Source organism: Aeromonas sp. Y318-3 (assembly GCF_027706185.1).
Lineage (GTDB): Bacteria > Pseudomonadota > Gammaproteobacteria > Enterobacterales > Aeromonadaceae > Aeromonas > Aeromonas veronii.
In genome coordinates this window covers 102,677-119,604 of the sequence record NZ_JAPDCN010000012.1, presented here as the reverse complement: position 1 = coordinate 119,604, position 16,928 = coordinate 102,677, and the positions used below count along the sequence as shown (strand labels likewise).

The following is a 16,928-nucleotide window of genomic DNA, read 5'->3' as shown; positions in this document are numbered from 1 at the left end:
TCCGGATCAGGCGGTTCGGGTCTGGTTGGCGGTGCGGGTGGTCTCGCTCACTGCGACCGGGCGTTCAGCTTTCGGGGTGGCATACCAGTAGCCGAGGCCCATAAAGAGGACGCCGGAGACTGTGTTGCCCAGCGTCACCCACAGCAGGTTGTGGCCGATGCCGCTCAGGGTGTAGGCCTCCGAGTGGGCGCCAAACCAGGAGAGGGCGAACAGGGTCATGTTGGCGATGGAGTGCTCGTAGCCGGAAGCGATAAAGGCCAGCAGACACCACCAGATAGCGATGAAGCGGGCCGCCCCTTCGGTGCGCAGCGCCATCCAGATGGCGAGGCAGACCAGCCAGTTGCAGAGGATCCCCTTCATAAACAGGGTCAGCGCCGGTGCCTGGGTCTTGGCCAGCGCCACCTTGTGGGCCAGACTGCCCGCATCCGGCAGCAGGCTGCCGCCGTAGGAGTAGATGAGCGCCACCACGACGGAGCCAATCAGGTTGCCGGCCCAGGTCTGGGGCAGGATGCGCAGCAGGTCGGCCATGGTGATCTTGCCCGCCTTCACCCCGAAGGTGAGGAACATGGTGTGGCCGGTAAACAGCTCGGAGCCGGCGATGATCACCAGCGTCAGGGCGATGCCGAAGGTAGCCCCCATTACCAGCGGCCGGATGGCGGGATCCACCAGATTGCCGAGGGTGAAGATGAGGATGATGCCGAGGCCCACATAGGCCCCCGCCATGGCGGAGCTGAGCCAGAAGCCGAGCTTGTCGCTGCGCTCGAAGCGGTTGATGCGGGCCGCGTTGGCGGCGCACTTGTTAATGGTTTCCGTGTACATCTTGTGAGTCCTTGAAAGGGCTGCCCTCAGGCAGCCCGAAAGAGAGTGAAATCGGCTTTAGACGGCGACCCAGACCTGCTGGTCGCGCACTTCAACGAGATAGCTCTGCACCGACATCGCAGGGTTGTCGAAACAGTGGCCATCGCTCAGGCGAAAGCGCTGCTTCTTGAGCGGGCTGGCCACCCAGAGTTCGCCGTCGTGTTCGCAGATCAGGCCCCGCGACAGCACGTTGGCGGCGAAGAAGGGATCCCGGTTGTCGATGGCGAACACCTCGGCCGCCGCGCTCGGGCGGAACAGGGCGATCTGACGACCCTCAATCAGAGCGCAGACGCCGGTTCCCGGCAGGATGTCGTTGAGTTGGCAGGCAAGTTTCATCGCTTAATCTCCACCTCGAGTTGGATGAACTGGCTATCGAGCAGGGCGCAAACGTCCATGCAGCCCGGCAGGATATCGTTGAGTTGGCAGGCAAGTTTCATCATTTGGTTTCCACCTCGATCTGGTAGACGGGGATGCGCTCGGCCGGGGTCGCCGGTCGGTGCTGGTCGCGCTCGGCGACGAACTGGACGTCCGGATCGCGCTTGTCGCTGTCGATGAAGTGGCTGAAGCGCTTGAGCGCCTCCTCTTCATTGAGGGTGCGCGACCATTCGCACTCGTAGCTGTCGATGAGAGTCTGGATATCGCGCTCCAGCGTCTCGGCCAGCCCCAGCTTGTCGTCGACGATCACCTCACGCAGGTAGTCGACACCCCCTTCCAGATTGCCGAGCCAGACCGAGGTGCGCTGCAGTTTGTCGGCGCTGGTGACGTAGAACATCATAAAGCGGTCGATCAGCTTGATGAGGGTCTCGCGGTCGAGGTCAGACGCCAGCAGATCGGCGTGGCGCGGCTTCATGCCGCCGTTGCCGCCCACATAGAGGTTCCAGCCCGCGTCGGTGGCTATGATGCCGACGTCCTTGCCCTGCGCTTCCGCACATTCGCGGGTACAGCCGGAGACGCCGAACTTCATCTTGTGCGGGGTGCGAATCCCCTTGTAGCGGTTCTCGAGGAAGACCCCGAGGCCAACGCTGTCCTGCACGCCGAAGCGGCACCAGGTGCTGCCGACACAGGTCTTGGCCATGCGCAGCGCCTTGGCGTAGGCCTGACCGGTTTCGAAGCCGGCCGCCAGCAGCTTGCGCCAGATGGCGGGCAGGTCATCCTTCTGGGCCCCGAACAGGCCGATGCGCTGGGCGCCGGTGATCTTGGTGTAGAGCTTGTAGTCGCGGGCCACTTCGGCCACAGCCAGCAGCCCTTCCGGAGTCACTTCGCCACCGGCCATGCGCGGGATGACGGAGTAGCTGCCGTCCTTCTGCATGTTGCCGAGGAAGATGTCGTTGGTGTCCTGCAGCGGGATGTTGCGCGGGCTCAGCACATGCTCGTTCCAGCAGGAGGCGAGGATGGAGCCGACGGTCGGTTTGCACACCTCGCAGCCATAGCCCTGACCGTGCTTGGCCAGCAGTTCGTCGAAGCTCTTGATCCCCTCCACCTTGACCAGATGGAACAGCTCCTGACGGGAGTGGGGGAAGTGGGCGCAGAGGTGGTTGTTGACCTCGATGCCCTGCTTCACCAGTTCGGCGTTGAGCACCTGACTGATGAGCGGCACGCAGCCGCCACAGCCGGTACCGGCCTTGGTGTGCTGCTTGATGGCGGTAAGGGTGGTGTGACCCTCGGCCACCGCCTTGGCGATGTCGCCCTTGGAGACGTCGAAGCAGGAGCAGATCTGGGCGCTTTCCGGCAGGGCATCCACCCCCAGCGTCGGTTTGGCTCCGGCGTAGGCGGGCAGGATCAGGGTGTCCGGGTGGCTCGGCAGCGGCAGGGCGTTGAGCATCATCTGCAGCAGGTTGCCGTAATCTTCCACGTCACCCACCAGCACGGCGCCGAGCAATCGGCTGTTGTCCTCGCTCACCACGATCTTCTTGTAGACGCCAGCCTGATCGTCCTGAAACACATAGCTGTGGCTGCCCGGTGTGCGGCCGTGGGCATCACCGATGGAGCCGACGGAGACACCGAGCAGTTTGAGCTTGGCGCTCATGTCCGCCCCTTCGAAGCGGCTGTCGCCGCCCTGCAGATGGTCGACGGTGATCTGGGCCATCTTGTAGCCCGGTGCCACCAGCCCGAAGAAGCGGCCCTGCCAGGCGGCGCACTCGCCGATGGCATAGATGTCGGGATCGGAGGTGAGGCAGTGATCGTCGATGACGATGCCGCCGCGCTCGGCGATGGCGAGATCACCGTAACGGCCCAGGGTATCTTGCGGGCGAATGCCGGTGGAGAAGACCACCACGTCCACTTCAAGCTGGCTGCCGTCGGCGAAAGCGAGGCGGTGCTTCGCCTGTTCACCGCCATGCATCAGGATCTCGCTGGTGCTCTTGCTGGTGTGTACCTGCACCCCCATGGATTCAATCTTGCGGCGCAGCAGCTGGCCGCCCTGACCGTCGAGCTGCTCGGCCATCAGCACAGGGGCAAACTCCACAACATGGGTCTCGAGACCCAGCGCCTTGAGGGCACCGGCCGCTTCGAGGCCAAGCAGGCCGCCCCCGATCACCACCCCGCTCTTGCCACTCTTGGCGGCGCTGCGAATGGCTTTCAGATCCTCGATGGTGCGATAGACGAAGCACTCGTGGTGCTGACTGCCCGCAATGGGCGGTACCCAGGGGTAGGAGCCGGTGGCCAGCACCAGCTTGTCGTACCCGACCACAGTGCCCTTGTTGGAGTGCACTTCGCGGTTGGCCCTGTCGATTTTTTTCACCGCTTCGCCGAGCAGCAGGCGGATGCCGTGCTTGTCGTAGAAACCGGGTTTGACGAGGGAGAGATCTTCGCTGGTGTGATGGGAGAAGTAGGAGGAGAGATGGACGCGATCGTAGGCGGGACGGGGTTCTGCACCGAAGACGGTGATCTCGTAGCGGCCCGGCTCGGCCCGCTCGATCAACTCTTCGATGAAGCGGTGCCCCACCATGCCGTTGCCCACAACGACCAGTCTGACTTTGCTCATGATTGCCTCTAGTTTGGAGTAATAAAACATCATTCTGGGGTTAGGCTACCCAGTCAGTCGGGGCGGGCAATTGATGCAAATCAAGTGTCTATTTATATATCTCGTCAGGGGTAATTCGATAAAATTCAAAGATATACAAAATTAGGTATACCAGTTGATGATTTCCGCACTGGTTTTGGGTGAGGGATGGTGGAGAGCAAGAGCGCTTTAGCAAAAGCCGGGGAGTGAAAACTGCTGTCGGAAAAAGCCGATCTCGCACTGGGCGAGACCGGCATCAGCGGAGCAAGGCGGCGCGTCAGGCGATATGGCGGCGGAACATGGCAAGCGCCAGCGACAGGGTGACGCCAGCGATGGCGAGCAGCGGCCATAACAGGGGCCAGGCGGCCGACCAGTCGAACCCCTTGAGGAAGACCCCCTTGAGCAGCACGATGAAGTGGGTGAGGGGGTCGATGGCCGCCAGGCACTGGAACACCTGCGGCATGTTCTCCACCGGCGAGATGTAGCCCGAGAGGATCACTGCCGGTACGGTGAAGGAGAAGACCCCGAGAAAGGCCTGCTGCTGGGTCGAGCAGAACGACGAGATGAAGAGCCCGATCCCGGCCAGTGCCAGCCCGTAGCAGACCATGCCCGCTATCAGCAGGCTGAGGCTGCCCGCAAAGGGGAGGTGAAAGACAAAACGGGCGGCCAGCGCGACTATGCACCCTTGCCCCACCGCCACCATGATGCCGGGCACTGCCTTGCCCGCCATGATCCAGCCTGCGGTGAGGGGCGAGACCAGCAGCTGATCGAAGGTGCCCTCTTCCCGTTCCCGCGCGACCGAGAGGGCGGTGACGATAAGACAACCTGTGGTGGTGATGATGGCCACCAGCGCCGGCAGGATATGCCAGTGGAATTCGACGTTGGGGTTGTAGAGGTTGCGCACCGCCAGCTCGGGTTGCCCCTTGCCCTCACTTTGCCAGCGGACAATCACCTGACTGATGTAGCCCGCCGCCACCTGACCGCCATTGGAGCGGCGCCCGTCGATGATCAGCTGCACCTTGGCCGGTTCGCCGCGCGCCAGCCGGCGCGAGAAATCCCCCGGAATAATCAGCCCGAGCAGTGCCCGCTGTCCGGTGATGGCCTCGGTCATGCCCGCCTCGCCCTGCACCGGGATGATGGTGGTGAAGGCGGGCATATGGGTGAGGCGCTCCAGCAGCTCGCGGCTCTGGGCACCGCCATCCTGGTTGTAGATGGCCAGCGTATTGCCGGTCACCTCCAGAGTGGCGGCGAACGGGAAGAGGGCGGTTTGCAGCAGCACCGGCATGATGAGCAGAAAGCGCCCCTGAGTATTGCCCATCAGGGCCTGCAGCTCTTTTCGGATCAGCCACCAGAGTCGGATCAGCATGGGTTACTCCAGAGTGCGCCGCGTCTTGCGGGCGGTCAGGGCCAGCCAGAAACCGGCCAGCAGCAGCAGACAGAAACCGTTGACCAGCAGGATCGAGAAGACGCTGCCCGCCTGATAGAGGGTCTGCAGCGAGCTCGCGAAGTAACGGGCCGGAATGAGGTGGGTGATGGCCCGCAGTAGCGGCGGCATGCTGGCGATCTCGAACACGAAACCCGACAGCATCACGGCGGGCAGAAAGGCGGCGATCAGCGCAGCCTGCGCGGCGTTGAACTGGCTGCGCATTACGGTGGAGAGGAACAGGCCGAGCCCGAGGGCGCTGCCGAGAAAGACGCTGGTGACCAGAAAGAGCAGCAGCAGGGAGCCGCGCCACGGCACGCCCATTACCGCCACCGAGAAGAGCAGGCAGAGCAGCATGGCGATGATGCCGAGTCCATAGTAGGGCAGCAGCTTGGAGAGCAGCAGCTCCCCCTTGGTGACCGGGGTGGCGAGCAGCGCCTCCATGGTGCCGCGCTCCCACTCCCGCGCCACCACCAGCGAGGTGAGCAGGGCCCCTATGATGGTCATTACCACCGCAATGGAGCCCGGCACCAGAAAGTTGCGGCTCACCAGCGCCGGGTTGAACCAGGCGCGGCTCTCTATCGACACCGGCATGGCAACCCCCTCGCCAGCGAGCCACCCCTGCCAGATCCCCTGCACATAGTTGGTGACGAAGTTGGCGGTGTTGGGCTCGGAGCCGTCGGTCAGCAGCAGCGCCTGCGGCGTGCCATTGCCCTGACCGGCCAGCGCGCGGGAGAAGCCGTCATCGATCACCAGCAGGCCGCGGATCTCGCCACGGGCCAGACTGGCGAGCAGGGACGCCTTGCTCGGGCCGCTGTGGATCTCCAGTGCGGTAGAGCCGCGCAGGGCCTGCTCCAGCCGCACCGCCGGGGCACCGCTGTCGGTACGCCAGATGCCGAGGCGCAGATGGTCCACATCCAGATTGATGGCGTAACCCATCACTACCAGCAGTACCACCGGCATGATGAAGGCGATGAGGATGCTGCTCGGGTCACGGACGATTTGCAGCGTCTCCTTGCGGCAGAGGGCCAGCAGTCGCCGACGGTTGATGCTCATGCGTCCTCCTCGCTGGCCCGCTCGACCAGGGTGATAAAGGCCTCTTCCATTGTTGGCAAAGAACAGGTCGGCAAGGAGCCGGTTGGCAGAGAAGTCGCCGCCTCTTTGGCGGCCAGCTCCTTGAGATCGTCCGGGGTGCCGAGCGCCAGCAGCTTGCCGCGATAGATGAGGGCGATGCGGTCGCAATACTCCGCCTCATCCATAAAGTGGGTGGTGACCAGCACGGTGACGCCGTGGTCGGCCAGCGCGTTGATGTGCGACCAGAACTCGCGCCGGGTCACCGGATCGACCCCGGAGGTGGGCTCGTCGAGAAACAGCAGCGGCGGCTCGTGCAGCAGGGCGCAGGCGAGTGAAAGACGCTGGCGCAGGCCGAGCGGTAGGGATTCCGCCTTCTGATCGAGCCAGGGGGTGAGGGCAAAAGCGGTCACCATGGCGTCGATCCGCGTCTGCTGGTGGCGGCCGAACAGGCCGTAAATACCGGCGAAGAAGGAGAGGTTCTGCGCCACGGTGAGCTGCTTGTAGAGGGAGAATTTCTGCGCCATGTAGCCGAGGCGCTGGCGCGCAGCCGACGGACTGTGGGCCAGATCGATGCCGGTCACCAGTGCCTGCCCCTCGCTCGGGCGCAGCAGGCCGCACTCCATCTTGAAGGTGGTGGACTTGCCCGCCCCGTTGGGGCCGAGCAGGCCGAAGATCTCGCCGCGGCGCACCGCAAAGCTGACATCATCGGTGGCGGCAAAATCGCCGAAGCGCTTGGTGAGGTGGCGCGCCTCGATCACCGCCTCGGGGGAGACCCCCTGCGGCAGTTCGGCTTCCCGCATCCCGGCCGCCAGACTCGACTCCCCGCCGGGGCCGCCGCCGAGCAGGTCGATAAAGGCATCTTCCAGCCGGGGCTGAGCAGGTTGAAAGGCGCCGTTGGTCAATTGCAGCTCCGCCAGCGGCGGGGGCGTCATGCCCGGGTGCAGCAGCAGGCGAACCCGCTCCCCCGCCACCGCGCCATCCATCACCGCTGGGTGAGCCAGTGCCCGGCGCAGCAGGGCGCGCCGCTCGCGGCCATCCAGCTGCCCCGCCTCCAGCAGCCAGCAGCGGCTGGCCATGGCCCCCATCAGATTGGCCGGTGTGCCGCTGGTGCGCACCTCGCCATCCGCCATCAGCAGCACGTGGTCGCACAGCTCCGCCTCATCGAGATAGGCGGTACTCCAGAGAACCGTCATCCCTCCCTTGGCCAGCTCGCGCACCATCTGCCAGAGGGCGCGGCGGGAGATGGGATCGACCCCGACCCCCGGTTCGTCGAGCAGCAGCACATCCGGGGTGCCGAGCAGGGCGCAGGCCAGCCCGAGTTTCTGCTTCATCCCGCCAGAGAGCTTGCCCGCAGGCCGCGCGGTGAAGCGGGCAAGATCGGTGAAGGCGAGCAGCCGCGCGAAGGTGGGTGTGCGTTCGGGCTCCAGTACGCCGCGCAAGTCAGCGTAGAGGGTGAGGTTCTCCAGCACGCTGAGATCCTCGTAGAGGCCGAACTGCTGGGGCATATAGCCGAGGCGCTGACGCAGCAGGTCTCCCTCGCTCACCGGATCCAGCCCCAGCACCCGGATGGTGCCCGCTTCGGGGATCAGCAGACCGGCCAGCAGGCGCAGCAAAGTGCTCTTGCCCGCGCCGTCGGGGCCCACCAGCCCGGTGATGCCGCCAGTCGGAATGGTGGCCGAGATGGCGTTGAGGGCGACCCGCTCGCCAAAGCGTTTGGTGAGTCCCTCAAGGGAGATAGCGCTGTTCATGGCGCCAGCCTGACGGTGACCGGCATCCCTTGGCGCAGGGCCGGGTCGGGATCCTGCACCACGATACGCAGCCGGTAGACGAGGTGAGTGCGCAAGTCAGGCGTCTCCACCGATTTCGGGGTGAACTCGGCGGTCGGCGAGACAAATCCCACCACCCCGTGATAGGGCTGATCCGGCCGCGAGTCGGTGGTGAGGGTTACCTTAGCGCCGCTCGGGAAGTGGCCGAGCCAGGGCTCCTCCACATAGGCGCGCACCCAGACCGGCGCGGTCAGGGAGAGGTTGAAGGCGGTTGCTCCGCTCTGCACCATGCTGCCATTCTCGACGGCGCGGCTGATGATGATGCCGTCGCTGGGGGCGGTCAGGCTGGCATCCGCCAGCGCCAGTTCGGCACTGGCGAGCGCCGCTTTGGCCCCTTCCAGCTGGGCATCGGACTGGGCAATCTCTTCCGGGCGGTAGCCGGTTTCGAGCTGGGCGAGCTGCTCGCGAGCCGAGCGTACCTGCGCCTGGGTCTGATCCCGCTGGGAGCGGGCGGTATCGAGCTGACCGCGGGAGATGGCGCCGGTGGCGGCCAATGCGCTCTGGCGGCGCCACTGCTGGTCAGCTTCCAGCGCTGCGGCTTCGGCGGCGGCCAGTGCAGCCCGGGCGCGGTCGGTCTCTTCGCTGCGATAGCCTTTGTGGATCAAGGCGTTGGCGGCAGTGAGCGCAGCCAGATTGGCGCGGGCACTGTCGCGGCTGTGGGTGAGGGGCGCCGGATCGAGGCGGGCCAGCAGTTGGCCGGTTTTTACCCTATCCCCCTCATCGACCAGTACCTGATCGACGCGGCCGCCGACCCGAAAGGCCAGATTGACGTCGCGAATATCGACGTTGCCGTAGAGGATGGAGCCGTCGGCCGGGCGCCCCTGCCACCAGAGATAACCGCCGATAACGGTTAGCAGCAGGGCTACGATTGCAAAGCGTTGTTTCATGCCGCTTCTCCTTCTTTCATGTCGGTGGGGCGCAGGCCGCGCAGGGCCCATACCAGCCGCTGTCTGGCGGCCTCGGGGCTGTCTATCTGGCTGAGAAAGGGGGCGGCCTGTTCGGGCAGCCAGCCGAGCTGACGACCGCTGCCGGCGATCACCAGCGGCAGGCCGACTGACCCCATGATGAAGATCATCAGCTGGAGCGGGTGACCTGCGACCAGCGACCCTTCCGCCTGTGCCATCCGTACCTGTTCGATCAGCAGCAGGGGATGGCGGCGCGGCAGGCTGAGCAGAAAACGCTGGGCCGCCCCTTCACCCGCCAGGGCATCGCCAAACAGGTGGTTGATGAAGCCGCGCTGGCGCGCCACCAGCCCGATCAGCGCCTCCATGGTGGCCTCGAACATGGCGATGGCAGAGGGGTAGGAACCTTTGGCTGCCACCGATTTGAGCTCGTCATAGAGGGGGGCGTACCAGAGCTCCACCAGCTCGTCGATAAAGGCGTCGCGGTTGCCGAAGTGGTAGACGAAGGAGCCGAGGTTCACCTCGGCCGCCGCTGCCAGCTCGCGCACCGTAAGGCCGCGCAGACCCTTCTCGGTGGCGATGGCGAGGCCGGTATCGAGCAGTTTCTGCCGGGTTGGATTCATCTCTCTGGTTCCTGTTGCGCAGCTTTCGATCTGATTTATACGTATGTATAAATCAATCGCACAGAAGTTGATAGATCTTTTTTTGAGCAGATTTCAGCAGGGATGAAAAACGGCGGGCTTTCGCAAGGGGCGGGATGAAATGGGTGGCGGGGAAATAAAAACGCCTCCGCGAAGGGAGGCGTTTTATCGGGAGGGGCGCGCTTACAGAATAAAGCGGCTCAGATCCTCATCCTCGACAAGCGCACCGAGGTGGGCGTTGACGTAGTCGGTGTCGATGACAAAGGTCTCGCCGGACTTCTCGGAGGCGTCATAGGAGATATCTTCCATCAGGCGCTCCATCACGGTGTGCAGACGACGGGCACCGATGTTCTCGGTACGCTCGTTGACCTGCCAGGCCGCTTCGGCCAGACGGCGGATGCCATCCTTGGTGAACTCGATGTTGACCCCTTCGGTGGCCATCAGCGCCTTGTACTGATCGGTCAGGGAGGCGTTCGGTTCGGTCAGGATGCGCTCGAAGTCATCGGTGGTGAGAGCGGTCAGCTCGACCCGGATCGGCAGACGGCCCTGCAGCTCGGGGATGAGGTCGGACGGCTTGGCGATCTGGAAGGCGCCGGAGGCGACAAACAGGATATGGTCGGTCTTGACCATGCCGTGCTTGGTGTTGACGGTGCAACCTTCAACCAGCGGCAGCAGGTCGCGCTGTACCCCTTCACGGGAGACATCGGGGCCTGAGCTCTCGCCGCGCTTGCAGATCTTGTCGATCTCGTCGAGGAAGACGATGCCGTTGTTCTCGACTGCGGCGATCGCTTTCTGTTTCAGCTCTTCCGGATTGACCAGACGGGCCGCTTCCTCTTCGATCAGCGCCTTCATGGCCTCTTTGACCTTGATCTTGCGCTTCTTCTTCTGGTTCTGGCCCAGGTTCTGGAACAGCCCCTGCAGCTGGTTGGCCATCTCTTCCATGCCCGGCGGGGTCATGATTTCGACGCCCATCGGGGAGGCGGAGAGCTCCAATTCGATCTCCTTGTCATCCAGCTGACCTTCACGCAGCTTCTTACGGAAGATCTGGCGGGTGTTGGAGTTGTCGGCTTTCTCTTCCTCACCCCAGGTGTTGCGCGGGTTGGGCAGCAGGGCGTCGAGGATGCGCTCTTCGGCGGCTTCCTCGGCGCGGTATTTCATCTTCTCCATCTCGGTTTCGCGCACCAGCTTGATGGCGGCATCGGTCAGATCGCGGATGATGCTATCCACTTCCTTGCCGACATAGCCCACTTCGGTGAACTTGGTCGCTTCCACCTTGATGAAGGGGGCGTTGGCCAGCTTGGCCAGACGACGGGCGATCTCGGTCTTGCCGACACCGGTCGGGCCTATCATCAGGATGTTTTTCGGGGTCACTTCATGGCGCATCTCTTCGTTGAGCTGCATCCGGCGCCAGCGGTTGCGCAGGGCAACGGCAACGGCGCGCTTGGCATCGGCCTGACCAATGATGTGTCTGTCCAGCTCGTGGACGATTTCTCTCGGGGTCATCTCGGACATGATGGTGTTCCTGTATCCGGGGCGGGCAGTGCCCGCCCCTTGGGAAAATGGGTTTGGCTGGTGGCCTTATTTTGCCGAATAGTCCAGCACTTCGATGGTGTGGTTGCCGTTGGTGAAGACGCAGATGTCGCCCGCAATCTTGAGGGATTTCTCGACAATGGTCCTGGCATCCAGCTCGGTGTTTTCCAGCAGCGCGATGGCGGCGGACTGGGCAAAGTTGCCGCCGCTGCCGATGGCGATGAGATCGTGCTCCGGCTGTACCACGTCACCGTTACCGGTGATGATGAAGGATTTGTGTTCGTCGGCCACGGCCAGCAGCGCTTCGAGGCGGCGCAGGGCGCGATCGGTGCGCCAATCTTTGGCCAGCGCCACGGCGGCGCGCTCCAGATTACCCTGATGGGCCTGCAGTTTTGCTTCGAAACGTTCGAGCAGGGTGAAGGCGTCGGCGGTACCGCCAGCGAAACCGGCTAGCACCTTGCCGTTATAGAGACGATGAACCTTGCGGGCGTTGCCCTTCATGACGGTGTTGCCAAGAGAGACCTGGCCATCGCCACCGATGACGACCTGACCGTTGCGGCGAACTGAAACTATGGTAGTCACTTTACTTACCTCGCTTGAGCCGAATGACGGCCTGACTGTGCATGGCAAGAAAGATGGGGATGGCAAACGGGCTTTTCAACCCTGCCTTTGGTCGGGATAAACGGGGTAGCAAACAGCGTGGGTGCGAGTGACACCAAAAGAACAGGGCCGGGTGTTGCCACCCGGCCCTGCGTCATCGGTGAGCTGATTACCCTTTCTTGGGAATGCAGCCGCTGATACCGGAGCTCTGCAGCTTGCTGTTGGCCGCGTCGGCGGCCGCCTTGCCGTTGAAGGGGCCCACCATCACCTTGTAGACGGTGCCGTTGGCGCCATTGATCACCTGCAGGCTGGAAGAGAGACCGGCGGTGAAGGCGATGCGCGCCTTGAGCGACTCTGCAGAATCCTGCGAGCGCAGGGCGGCGCACTGCATCATATAGCGACCGCTGTCTGCGGCTGCGGTCTGGGCTGGCGGGGTGGCCGCTTTGGCCTTGGCCGCTTCGGCCCGCTCCCGTTCCAGCTCGGCGCGGATCTCCCTCTCCATCCGTTCCCGTTCAGCCTTGCGGTCGATCACCTGCTCTTGCGCGCTGGCAACCGGTGCACCGGAGGTGGAAGGGGTGGTCGCCGGATTGGGCTGATAGGGCTTGGGCTGGCCGATGGGCGTTCCCGGTTGGGGAATGTCGGTCGGCACCGGCTGCGACAGTTTCTCCGGTTGCAGGGTCATGGTATCTGCCGGTGGTGGCGGCAGCACACCCGGCTGGGTCGGCGGCTCTATGATATCGACCTGCTTGTTCTCAAGCCGTTCGATGTAGCTCCACTTCTCCTGAGGCAGCCCGTTATTCTGCGCTTTTGGCTTGTTGGCCTTTACCTGCTCCTCAATGGTGGGGGCGTCGTTGCCCTTGCCATTGATCATGAAAAGGAAGCCACCAAAGCCTGCCAGCAGTGCTACGACCAGCAGCACTGGAATAACAGGAAAGCGGCGAGGGGCCGCTTTCTTGGTATTGCGGCCACCCGCCCGACGTCGCGGGCGGCTGCCGACATAATCCCGGGTTGCCATCTATTACATGCGCTCCAGGGTATGGATGCCCAGTACGCCGAGGCCCAGTTTCAGCACCTTGGCGGTGGCGGCGCACAGCAGCAGACGGCTCTGACGGGTTGCTTCGTCCACGCCATCCTTGTTGATCGGGCAGGCTTCATAGAAGGTCATGAAGTTGCCGGACAACTCGTACAGGTAGGTACAGAGCAGGTGCGGCATGCCCTTGTCTGCCACGCCGTTGACCGCGTCGGAGAACTGGATCAGCTTCTGGGCCAGCACCTCTTCGGCCTCTTCGTTCAGGGTCACGTTGCCGGTCAGCGTCTCGGCATCGATGTTGGCCTTGCGGAAGATGGACTGGATACGGGTGTAGGCGTACTGCAGGTAAGGGGCAGTGTTGCCTTCAAACGACAGCATCAGATCCCAGTCGAAGATGTAGTCGGTGGTGCGGTTCTTGGAGAGGTCCGCATACTTGACCGCGCCCATGGCGATGGCGTTGACCACGTTGGCCTTCTCTTCGGCAGAGAGGTCGCTGTTGCGGCTCTCCAGCAGGGCAGCGGCGCGCTCTTCCGCTTCGTTCAGCAGGTCAACCAGCTTGACGGTGCCACCGGAACGGGTCTTGTAGGGACGACCATCCTTGCCCAGCATCATGCCGAAGGCGTGGTGCTCGAGGGGGACGGATTCCGGCACATAGCCCGCCTTGCGGGTGATGGTCCAGGCCTGCATCAGGTGCTGGTGCTGACGGGAGTCGATGAAGTACATGACACGGTCGGCGCCCAGGGTTTCATAACGGTATTTGGCACAGGCGATGTCGGTGGTGGTGTAGAGGAAACCGCCATCGCTCTTCTGGATGATGACGCCCATGGCCTCGCCATCCTTGTTCTTGAACTCGTCCAGGAAGACAACGGTGGCGCCTTCGCTCTCGACCGCCAGCCCCTTGGCTTTCAGGTCGGCCACTATCTCCGGCAGCATGTCGTTGTACATGGACTCGCCCATGATGTCCTTGTTGGTCAGGGAGACATTCAGGCGGTCGTAGTTGATCTGGTTCTGTTCCATGGTCATGTCGACCAGCTTCTTCCACATGGTACGGCAGTACTCGTCGCCGCCCTGCAGCTTAACCACGTAGTTACGGGCGCGCTCGGCGAATGCTTCGTCTTCGTCGTAGCAACGCTTGGCCTGGGTGTAGAAGGCTTCCAGATCCTTGAGCGCCATGTCGCTGGCGTGCTCGTTGGACATCTTCTCCAGATAGGCGATCAGCATCCCGAACTGGGTGCCCCAGTCGCCGATGTGGTTGGCACGGATCACTTTGTGGCCGAGGAACTCCAGCGCGCGCGCAGCTACGTCACCGAGTACGGTGGAGCGGATGTGGTGCACCGCCATCTCTTTGGCCACGTTGGGGGCGGAGTAGTCCACCACCACGGTTTGTGGCGCGGGCAACCGTACGTTGGCGTTGGCAGAGGTCACCATGGCCTCGACCTGACCGGCCAGCCAGCGCTGGTCGAAGAAGAAGTTGATGAAGCCGGGACCGGCGATCTCGACCTTGGCAATCAGGTCGGAGGCAGGCAGGTGCTCGATGATGGCAGCCGCCAGCTCACGGGGATTCTTGCGGGCCGGTTTGGCCAGCAGCATGGCCAGGTTGGTAGCCAGGTCGCCGTGAGCTTTTTCCTTGCATCGGTCTACTTGCACGCGGGCTTCCAGGTCCGCCGGCAGGACGCCTGCTGACTTGAGATTGGCTACCGTTTGTTCAAGTAGATGATGAATATGCTCTTTCATAACTGACCACCAAGGTTGCGCGTCGAAAAATGACTGATATATAAGGGCGTGAATTTTACCCGCATCGGCCCGAGAAAACTATAGGGATGACCCGCCGCTCGCTGTCGGGCGGATATTTCACTGCGTTTGGCGCCATATTCCAGAATATTGGGCGGAAATTACGGTGCTTATCCATTTCTACTGCATATCGAAGCGCCTTGTCCAGGCTATTTTCCCCTGATTGTTAAGGGTTTTTCCTTTCCGATGACGGGAATGATCTCCTCCCTCTGGCCCGGCGTATCAACAGAGGTTCCCAACCGAGGAGTTTGCGATGCGACTGGCGCTGTTTCCCCTATCTGCCCACCTGCTGCCCGGCGGCGTCATGCCGCTGCGGATCTTCGAACCGAGATACCAGCGGATGATTGCCGAGGCGGGGGAGTCCGGCTTTGCCCTCTGCATGGTGGACCCTCGCCAGCCCGACGCCCTGCGCAACATGCTGCCCATCGCCACCCGGGTCACCATCATCGATTTCGACCGGCTGCCGGACGGCATGCTGGGGATCACGGTGCAGGGGATGGAGCGGGTGCAGATAGAGGATCTGTGGCAGGAGCCAGACGGCCTGCGCATCGGCGAGGTGACGCCGCTGACGGCCTGGCCGCCCCGCCGGCTCCATCCCGATCAGCTGCCGCTGGTCGATGCGCTGCGGGAGGTGTTTGCAGACTATCCCGACTATGCCGCCCTCTATCCCGCCCCCCGCTGGGACGATGGCAACTGGGTGGCCCAGCGCTGGCTGGAGGTGTTGCCGATCCCCCCTGAACAGAAACAACTGCTGCTGGCCGCCGCCGACAATCAGCCCGCCATCGCCCTGCTCAAGGGGGTGCTGGTGGCCAGCCACTGATTTTTTCTGACCCGCTGATCCGCCACTGCCGCAGCGCCGTACAAGTCATCACCACAGCATGTTCGACAGCACACCAAAGGGATGGCGCAATGGCATATACTGGCCAACCACACTCGACCATACGCAGGACCTCGCCCGTGATGGATAACCCGGATGGCGACCTCAAATCTCTGCTGATCAGGGTGGCAGAGCAGGCCGACAAGGCTGCTTTTGCCCGCCTGTTCCAACACTTTGCGCCGCGTATTCGCAGCTACGGCCTGCGCCACCTCGGCAGCGAAGCCAACGCCATGGAGCTGGTGCAGGAGACCATGCTGCTGGTGTGGCAGAAGGCGCGTCTCTACCACCCCGAGAAGGGGGCGCCGACCACCTGGATCTACACCGTGATGCGCAACCAGTGCTTCGACATGCTGCGCCGTCGTCGCGCCAGCAAGGAGGATCTCTGTGCCGAGGAGCTGTGGCCGGTGCTGGAGTTTCAGGCCGAAGAGGAGCATCTGAGCGGGGGGGAGGATGCGGTGCTGACCCGTCAGATGGCCCACTATCTGGGCACCCTGCCGGAGCCGCAACAGCAGGTGGTGCGCGGCATCTATCTGCAGGAGTTCTCCCAGCAGGAGCTGGCGGAGCGACTCGGCGTGCCGCTCGGTACCATCAAGTCCCGCCTCCGGCTGGCGTTACAGAAACTGAAAGAGCAAGTGGAGCAAGGCCATGATTAAAGCCCATCCGACCGACCCTATGCTGCGCGCCTTCGCCGCCGACGAGCTGCCTCTGCCGCTGGCGGTGGGGCTCTCCGCCCACTGTGAACTCTGCCCCGATTGTGCTGCCCGACTAAAGATATTCGAAGAGGAGCTGGCGCAGCAATATCTTGCCTCGCCAGCAGAGCCCGAGCTGGACTCCCGCGATGAAGTAGCGCTGGATGCCGGATTCGACGCCATGCTGGCGGATATTCTGGCCCAGCCGCTGGCAGAGCCCCTCTCCGAGCCAACACATGACCAGCCCCGAGCCCAGCCCAGCGAGTTGGAGGTAGCCGGTCACGCCTACCGTTTGCCACGGGTGCTGGCCCGCTATCGTTCGCCCAAGTGGCGCCATATCGGGGCCATTCGTCAGCAGAGTCTGCCGCTGGATGAGATGGGCGCGCGCGCCAGCCTGCTCCATATCGAAGCGGGCGGTCGCATCCCCGAGCACACCCATCAGGGCTATGAGCTGACCTTGCTGCTGGCTGGCAATATTCAGGATGGCGATACCCTTTACAAGGCGGGGGATTTCATCTGGCGCGATGCCAGCCACTCCCACAGCCCGCATACGCCGGACGGTTGCCTCTGCTACACGGTGCAGGATGCGCCGGTGCAGTTCACCAAGGGGTTGTCGCGGCTGCTGAATGGCATCAGCCAGCATCTCTACTGAGCACTATGACGCCATAGAAAAAGGGACCAGATTG

General features: G+C 63.3%; 15 protein-coding genes. 3 read left to right on the top strand and 12 right to left on the bottom strand.

Going from position 1 to position 16,928, the window contains the following annotated elements:
• Window positions 1–6: 6 nt before the first annotated feature.
• The 12 genes from nirC to argS all read right to left on the bottom strand — a co-directional run bounded on the left by nirC (window position 7) and on the right by argS (window position 14,619).
• Window positions 7–819 carry a nitrite transporter NirC gene (gene nirC / locus OKB77_RS16620; protein WP_265776218.1) on the bottom strand — a complete coding sequence of 271 codons (813 nt, stop codon included), beginning with the start codon at window positions 817–819 and terminating at the stop codon, window positions 7–9.
• 57 nt (window positions 820–876) lie between these two features.
• Window positions 877–1,194 carry a nitrite reductase small subunit NirD gene (nirD, locus tag OKB77_RS16615; protein WP_075113767.1) on the bottom strand — a complete coding sequence of 106 codons (318 nt, stop codon included), beginning with the start codon at window positions 1,192–1,194 and terminating at the stop codon, window positions 877–879.
• Between the two features lie 100 nt (window positions 1,195–1,294).
• A complete protein-coding gene (gene nirB / locus OKB77_RS16610) occupies window positions 1,295–3,841 on the bottom strand; it encodes a nitrite reductase large subunit NirB (protein WP_270817987.1) in 2,547 nt (848 codons plus the stop codon).
• A gap of 295 nt (window positions 3,842–4,136) precedes the next feature.
• Window positions 4,137–5,225, bottom strand: a complete 1,089-nt coding sequence (locus OKB77_RS16605) for an ABC transporter permease (RefSeq protein ID WP_265776216.1) — start codon at window positions 5,223–5,225, stop codon at window positions 4,137–4,139.
• Between the two features lie 3 nt (window positions 5,226–5,228).
• Window positions 5,229–6,338, bottom strand: coding sequence for an ABC transporter permease (locus tag OKB77_RS16600; RefSeq protein ID WP_103250847.1), 1,110 nt, complete (start codon window positions 6,336–6,338; stop codon window positions 5,229–5,231).
• Window positions 6,335–8,104, bottom strand: a complete 1,770-nt coding sequence (locus OKB77_RS16595; RefSeq protein WP_150389976.1) for an ATP-binding cassette domain-containing protein — start codon at window positions 8,102–8,104, stop codon at window positions 6,335–6,337. The genes OKB77_RS16600 and OKB77_RS16595 overlap by 4 nt, the downstream gene beginning before the upstream one ends.
• A complete protein-coding gene (hlyD, locus tag OKB77_RS16590; protein WP_150389975.1) occupies window positions 8,101–9,069 on the bottom strand; it encodes a secretion protein HlyD in 969 nt (322 codons plus the stop codon). The genes OKB77_RS16595 and hlyD overlap by 4 nt, the downstream gene beginning before the upstream one ends.
• On the bottom strand, window positions 9,066–9,707 hold the full coding sequence (locus OKB77_RS16585; protein ID WP_139459626.1) for a TetR/AcrR family transcriptional regulator: 642 nt from the start codon (window positions 9,705–9,707) through the stop codon (window positions 9,066–9,068). Before OKB77_RS16585 ends, hlyD begins: the two co-directional genes overlap by 4 nt.
• A 201-nt stretch (window positions 9,708–9,908) precedes the next feature.
• On the bottom strand, window positions 9,909–11,237 hold the full coding sequence (gene hslU / locus OKB77_RS16580; protein WP_005340773.1) for an HslU--HslV peptidase ATPase subunit: 1,329 nt from the start codon (window positions 11,235–11,237) through the stop codon (window positions 9,909–9,911).
• 66 nt (window positions 11,238–11,303) lie between these two features.
• Complete coding sequence (gene hslV, locus OKB77_RS16575; protein ID WP_005340772.1) at window positions 11,304–11,837, bottom strand: ATP-dependent protease subunit HslV; 534 nt, start codon at window positions 11,835–11,837, stop codon at window positions 11,304–11,306.
• Between the two features lie 187 nt (window positions 11,838–12,024).
• The gene (locus OKB77_RS16570) at window positions 12,025–12,870 is read right to left on the bottom strand and encodes an SPOR domain-containing protein (RefSeq protein ID WP_265776215.1); all 846 of its coding nucleotides are present in this window, start codon (window positions 12,868–12,870) and stop codon (window positions 12,025–12,027) included.
• 3 nt (window positions 12,871–12,873) lie between these two features.
• Complete coding sequence (gene argS / locus OKB77_RS16565; protein WP_005355547.1) at window positions 12,874–14,619, bottom strand: arginine--tRNA ligase; 1,746 nt, start codon at window positions 14,617–14,619, stop codon at window positions 12,874–12,876.
• A gap of 310 nt (window positions 14,620–14,929) precedes the next feature.
• On the opposite strand from argS, the gene OKB77_RS16560 reads away from it, so the two are divergent.
• The 3 genes from OKB77_RS16560 to OKB77_RS16550 all read left to right on the top strand — a co-directional run bounded on the left by OKB77_RS16560 (window position 14,930) and on the right by OKB77_RS16550 (window position 16,894).
• A complete protein-coding gene (locus OKB77_RS16560) occupies window positions 14,930–15,496 on the top strand; it encodes an LON peptidase substrate-binding domain-containing protein (RefSeq protein ID WP_150389974.1) in 567 nt (188 codons plus the stop codon).
• Window positions 15,497–15,636: 140 nt separating this feature from the next.
• Entirely contained in the window at window positions 15,637–16,206 is a 570-nt protein-coding gene (locus OKB77_RS16555) for a sigma-70 family RNA polymerase sigma factor (protein ID WP_005355542.1), read from the top strand.
• Complete coding sequence (locus tag OKB77_RS16550; RefSeq protein ID WP_265776214.1) at window positions 16,199–16,894, top strand: ChrR family anti-sigma-E factor; 696 nt, start codon at window positions 16,199–16,201, stop codon at window positions 16,892–16,894. The genes OKB77_RS16555 and OKB77_RS16550 overlap by 8 nt, the downstream gene beginning before the upstream one ends.
• The last annotated feature ends 34 nt before the right edge of the window (window positions 16,895–16,928 follow it).

What these genes read in the sequence shown, in the direction of transcription:
- OKB77_RS16605 (WP_265776216.1), bottom strand. Translation starts at nt 5,225, where the DNA reads ATGCTGATCCGACTCTGGTGGCTGATCCGAAAAGAGCTGCAGGCCCTG.
- hlyD (WP_150389975.1), bottom strand. Translation starts at nt 9,069, where the DNA reads ATGAAACAACGCTTTGCAATCGTAGCCCTGCTGCTAACCGTTATCGGC.
- OKB77_RS16555 (WP_005355542.1), top strand. Translation starts at nt 15,637, where the DNA reads ATGGATAACCCGGATGGCGACCTCAAATCTCTGCTGATCAGGGTGGCA.
- OKB77_RS16585 (WP_139459626.1), bottom strand. Translation starts at nt 9,707, where the DNA reads ATGAATCCAACCCGGCAGAAACTGCTCGATACCGGCCTCGCCATCGCC.
- OKB77_RS16570 (WP_265776215.1), bottom strand. Translation starts at nt 12,870, where the DNA reads ATGGCAACCCGGGATTATGTCGGCAGCCGCCCGCGACGTCGGGCGGGT.
- OKB77_RS16550 (WP_265776214.1), top strand. Translation starts at nt 16,199, where the DNA reads ATGATTAAAGCCCATCCGACCGACCCTATGCTGCGCGCCTTCGCCGCC.
- nirC (WP_265776218.1), bottom strand. Translation starts at nt 819, where the DNA reads ATGTACACGGAAACCATTAACAAGTGCGCCGCCAACGCGGCCCGCATC.
- nirD (WP_075113767.1), bottom strand. Translation starts at nt 1,194, where the DNA reads ATGAAACTTGCCTGCCAACTCAACGACATCCTGCCGGGAACCGGCGTC.
- argS (WP_005355547.1), bottom strand. Translation starts at nt 14,619, where the DNA reads ATGAAAGAGCATATTCATCATCTACTTGAACAAACGGTAGCCAATCTC.
- OKB77_RS16600 (WP_103250847.1), bottom strand. Translation starts at nt 6,338, where the DNA reads ATGAGCATCAACCGTCGGCGACTGCTGGCCCTCTGCCGCAAGGAGACG.
- hslU (WP_005340773.1), bottom strand. Translation starts at nt 11,237, where the DNA reads ATGTCCGAGATGACCCCGAGAGAAATCGTCCACGAGCTGGACAGACAC.
- OKB77_RS16595 (WP_150389976.1), bottom strand. Translation starts at nt 8,104, where the DNA reads ATGAACAGCGCTATCTCCCTTGAGGGACTCACCAAACGCTTTGGCGAG.
- OKB77_RS16560 (WP_150389974.1), top strand. Translation starts at nt 14,930, where the DNA reads ATGCGACTGGCGCTGTTTCCCCTATCTGCCCACCTGCTGCCCGGCGGC.
- nirB (WP_270817987.1), bottom strand. Translation starts at nt 3,841, where the DNA reads ATGAGCAAAGTCAGACTGGTCGTTGTGGGCAACGGCATGGTGGGGCAC.